General features: G+C 44.2%; 4 protein-coding genes and 1 pseudogene. 2 read left to right on the top strand and 3 right to left on the bottom strand.

Features of this window, described 5'->3' with window-relative positions; genetic code table 11:
• Positions 1 to 1,334: ComEC/Rec2 family competence protein (locus B3K42_RS04150; RefSeq protein ID WP_292597027.1), on the top strand; the 1,334-nt coding region annotated here is incomplete at its 5' end.
• Here the strand turns inward: B3K42_RS04150 and B3K42_RS04145 are convergent.
• The 3 genes from B3K42_RS04145 to rimP are packed head-to-tail and all read right to left on the bottom strand — an operon-like array spanning position 1,265 to position 3,269.
• A complete protein-coding gene (locus B3K42_RS04145; RefSeq protein WP_110989854.1) occupies positions 1,265 to 1,732 on the bottom strand; it encodes a Fur family transcriptional regulator in 468 nt (155 codons plus the stop codon). The genes B3K42_RS04150 and B3K42_RS04145 overlap by 70 nt on opposite strands.
• A 28-nt stretch (positions 1,733 to 1,760) precedes the next feature.
• Positions 1,761 to 2,789, bottom strand: coding sequence for a transcription termination factor NusA (gene nusA / locus B3K42_RS04140; protein WP_110989855.1), 1,029 nt, complete (start codon positions 2,787 to 2,789; stop codon positions 1,761 to 1,763).
• A gap of 21 nt (positions 2,790 to 2,810) precedes the next feature.
• Positions 2,811 to 3,269, bottom strand: a complete 459-nt coding sequence (gene rimP, locus B3K42_RS04135) for a ribosome maturation factor RimP (protein WP_258367117.1) — start codon at positions 3,267 to 3,269, stop codon at positions 2,811 to 2,813.
• Positions 3,270 to 3,498: 229 nt separating this feature from the next.
• Here rimP and B3K42_RS04130 point away from each other — a divergent pair.
• A pseudogene (locus B3K42_RS04130) lies at positions 3,499 to 3,856 on the top strand (ISNCY family transposase); the annotation flags it as partial.

The raw sequence follows: 3,856 nt of genomic DNA, 5'->3' as shown, positions 1-3,856 counted from the left end.
CGGCTTTCCCATTTCTCTACTGCCTTCTGGCGGTGTTGCTGGGAGAACTGCTTGTTTTTGCACTGATTTGGAAAGAGAATGGTTGGTTGCCTGTAGTTTTTCTGGCTACTGCTGTACTCCTTATCTCCTCGAAGCAGATCAGTCCACTGACGTGGTTGGTTTTCTTCGGAATAGGTTGCTTCGCCCAAATCGTAACGCTTAAACTTCCTGACACGGGTAAGGTTGAATATGTTGGTCGAATTTGTAAAGGAGGAGCTGGAAGTATCGAGGCAAGTATGGGAAAGATACTCGTTGATGGTGAGTGGACGAATCTTGCCCCCGCTGTGAATATTAAGCTTTCAAATAGAGATACGACAGCTTTTCCGGGCCAGATAATTTGGACTGCCGGTACGTTGGAAAGGCAGGAGTCTTATCCGCTATTCAAGATTGTTTCAAGTGTCGAAGGATGCATAGATAGAGTCGAGATTATCTCTTTTCCAGGGAAATTCGTTGATGGACTACTTTCAAAGTATAGACTGGAGAACACGATAGCCGCGGCAGTTTTCACCGGTAACAGAAGGCACATCGATTATGAAACCAGGGGGAGAATCTCAGATCTCGGAGTAGCTCATCTCTTTGCCGTTTCAGGTCTACACATTGGCTTGATGTATTTATTGGTTCATTCTCTGCTCTCGTTTCTTATGTTGGGCAGAAACACAAGAATCCTGATCTCAATTACGATTCTCTTCTTTTACACGCTGTCTACCGGCCCGGCAATCTCGGCACTCAGAACTTTCCTAATGCTGTTCTGTTATTCCATATTCAAATTAATCGATTACCGCCAGCACCCGCTTAACATTCTTGGAATCTCGGGAATGACTCTCGTTATTGCTCAACCTTCAATCGTTGCATCCATCTCTTTTCAGCTGAGTTTTTTTGCCACGGCTGCTCTGCTCATCTTCTTGCCTGAAATCGAGAATAGGAATCTGATTGGCCAGGCTTTTCTGGTTGGTTTGATCGCACAGACAGCGGTCATTCCACTCTCTCTAAGCACATTTGGAACGTTATCGATTGTCGGAATACCGCTTACTATAATCATGGTTCCTATATTTGTTGTTCCTGCGTATGTGGGAATGATAGTCATCTTAGTGACAGATCTCCTGGGACTAAGCGTGATAAGCGATTTTGTTTCGGGAAGCCTGAGAGTCATGTCGATCTTGCTCGAAGAGACTACGAAGAGAATTGGGGAAGCGCTTCCGTCGATACGCCTTGAACCGTTTCCGGCTTATCTGGTGTCATTGTTGTCACTGTTTCTGTTTTTCATTGTATTCTGGCACTTCGGACACAAACCGTAGAACTTTAGTTGATGATCATCTATTGTATAGCCAGTCTTTGATTTTACGAGCTCCTCAAGTTCTTCAAGGTTGTCCAGATGAAATTCGACAACTGCCCCGCAATTAATACAGATTATGTGATGATGGTGATGCTCTCCCTTTTTGACCGGTTCATACCTGACTATTCCGTCTCTGAAGGTAATTTTCCTGAGGAGTCCGATTTCCACAAGTAACTCGATCGTCCTGTAGACTGTTGCCTTGCTTATGCTGAATTTTCTTCCCTGAACCTTCTGATATACTTCGTCTGCACTCAGGTGATCCGTTTCAGCCTCTAGAAAGAACCTAAGCACATATTCTCGCTGAGCAGTCATCCTCTGATTTCTCTTCTTCAGTTCTGCCCTAAGCAGGTCTTTTTTCATAATCAGCCTCCGTTCAAGCCGGACTGAGTTACATTATGGGTTTTATATCTATCTTCCAGCCAGTTAGTTTTGCTGCTAGTCTCGCGTTTTGGCCACCCTTTCCTATTGCAAGAGATAGCTGAGTTGGCGAGACATAGACTACGGCCTCACGGTTTTCGGGATTCGCGATTTTCACTTCCAGAGCCGAAGCGGGCGCAATCGAATTTCCAACGAATTCGGCTGGATCGTCGCTCCACCTCAAAATGTCGACTTTCTCGGGCTTTATTTCTCTCAAAACTTCGGCAATTCTTGTACCGCTTTCACCAATACAAGCCCCCACCGGATCAACCTTAGTATTCTGGCTGAATACAGCAACTTTCGACCTGATGCCTTCTTCCCTGGCAATTGCTTTGACTGTGACGTCTCCTCCAGCAATTTCCGGAACCTGAAGTTTTAGCAGTTCTATGACAAACTCGGGTGTCCGCCTCGTGACAAGCAAACGGGGTCCTCGTGCAGACCTGGTGACGTCCACAACAAAGACCTTCATAAGAGAATTTAGTCTAGGCTGTTCTCCAGGGATGAGTTCCTTCGTGGGAATTCTGGTTTCCAGTTTGCCGATTCGAAGATCAATCCATTCGGCGGTAACTCTCAATATCTCAGAAGTAGTTGCGGTTCCCTTCATATCGACGTACTTGTCGAACAGGTTTTCCTTTTCTCTTTCACGGATTTTCTGAATTAGAACCTGTCGAGCAGTCTGAGCGGCAATTCTCTTGAATTTCTTTATGTTGAGTTTCTTCTCTATTATTGAGCCAACTTCAACTGTAGAATCGATTTTAAGAGCTTCCTCCAGCGTCACTTCAACCGAAGGGTTTTCGACTGATTGGACTACAGCAAGCCTTTCGAAGACCTCTATGTCTCCTGTAAGCCTGTCTATTCTGACGTCAACATCACTTTCGGAAGCAAAGTTCTTCTTATAGGCACTTTGCAGTGCTTTCTCAAGTATATCTAAGACTTCTTCTTTTTCAATGTTCTTTTCGTCCTGCAACTGATCCAGGGCTTCCAAGAGATTGAGATTCATATGAACACCTCACCGTCCAAATCATAGTTTTAGGTTAGCACGTCTTACGTCTGAAAAGTGGAATGCTATCTCTTTACCGTTCTCGGAACTCTCAATAGTGATAACGTCGCCTTCGCACGAGATAATCTTCCCAATCACAACAGAAACCCCTTCAACGGGTTCTTGGAGAATTACTTTAGCCTTCTCGCCTACGAATCTAGCATAATCTTTCAGGCTTCTGAGAGCGCGTTCCAGCCCAGGTGACTCTACAACCAGATCATATGAAAATGGCACGAGGTCCGCTGAATCAAGCGCCTTACCAAACTCGGCTGAGAACAATTCGCAGTCGCTAATAGATACATACCCATCTAGCTTATCGATCGTGATTTTCACTAGTCTTTTCTTTCCTCTTCTCGAGAGTCCGAGATCATAGATCGAATAGCCAAGGTTACTTGCGACTTCGTTTGCCAGTTCAAGCAACTCTTTCTTCAGGTCCTCCACAAACAACACCACCATAATAAAAAATAGAGGGCAAAAAAGCCCTCTCCCTTTGGGAGTTTTCAACTGGTACAATTATAACTCTTTTGCCCACGCCAGTCAATATTGCGATATGCATCACAAATAATCTACTCGAAAAGGGTAACGTTGCATCAAAAATAAAACTACTCGAAAGGTAAGGATCAAGGGGATAATCTTCGCGAATGCCAAGTTGAAAGAGGTAGATGCGAAGATGAAGAGAATAGACATGACTGGATTGATTGAGAAATACTCAAAGAAGTACAGGGAGGCTGAAAAGAAGGAGAAGAGTAGAATTCTTGACGAGTTTATTGGAGTAGCGGAGTACAACCGGAGCTATGCGTCATTGATACTCAGGAGAGGTTATTCTAAGAAGAATGAGAGAAGCAATTTCACAAAGAAACGTGGGAGAAAGAAGAAATATGATTTTGAAGTATTGAGAAAACTTGTTGAGATATGGGAGATCCTGGACTTTCCTTGCGGCAAGAGATTCAAAGCCATTATTGAAGAGGCGATAGAGAATCTTAGCAAGAATGGTCATTTGTCTTTGACAGAAGAGATCAAGCAGAAGC

Source organism: Mesotoga sp. UBA6090 (genome assembly GCF_002435945.1).
In the GTDB taxonomy this organism is placed as follows: domain Bacteria; phylum Thermotogota; class Thermotogae; order Petrotogales; family Kosmotogaceae; genus Mesotoga.
Note: the sequence above shows the minus strand (reverse complement) of the source record. Positions and strands in the feature narration are given on the sequence as shown.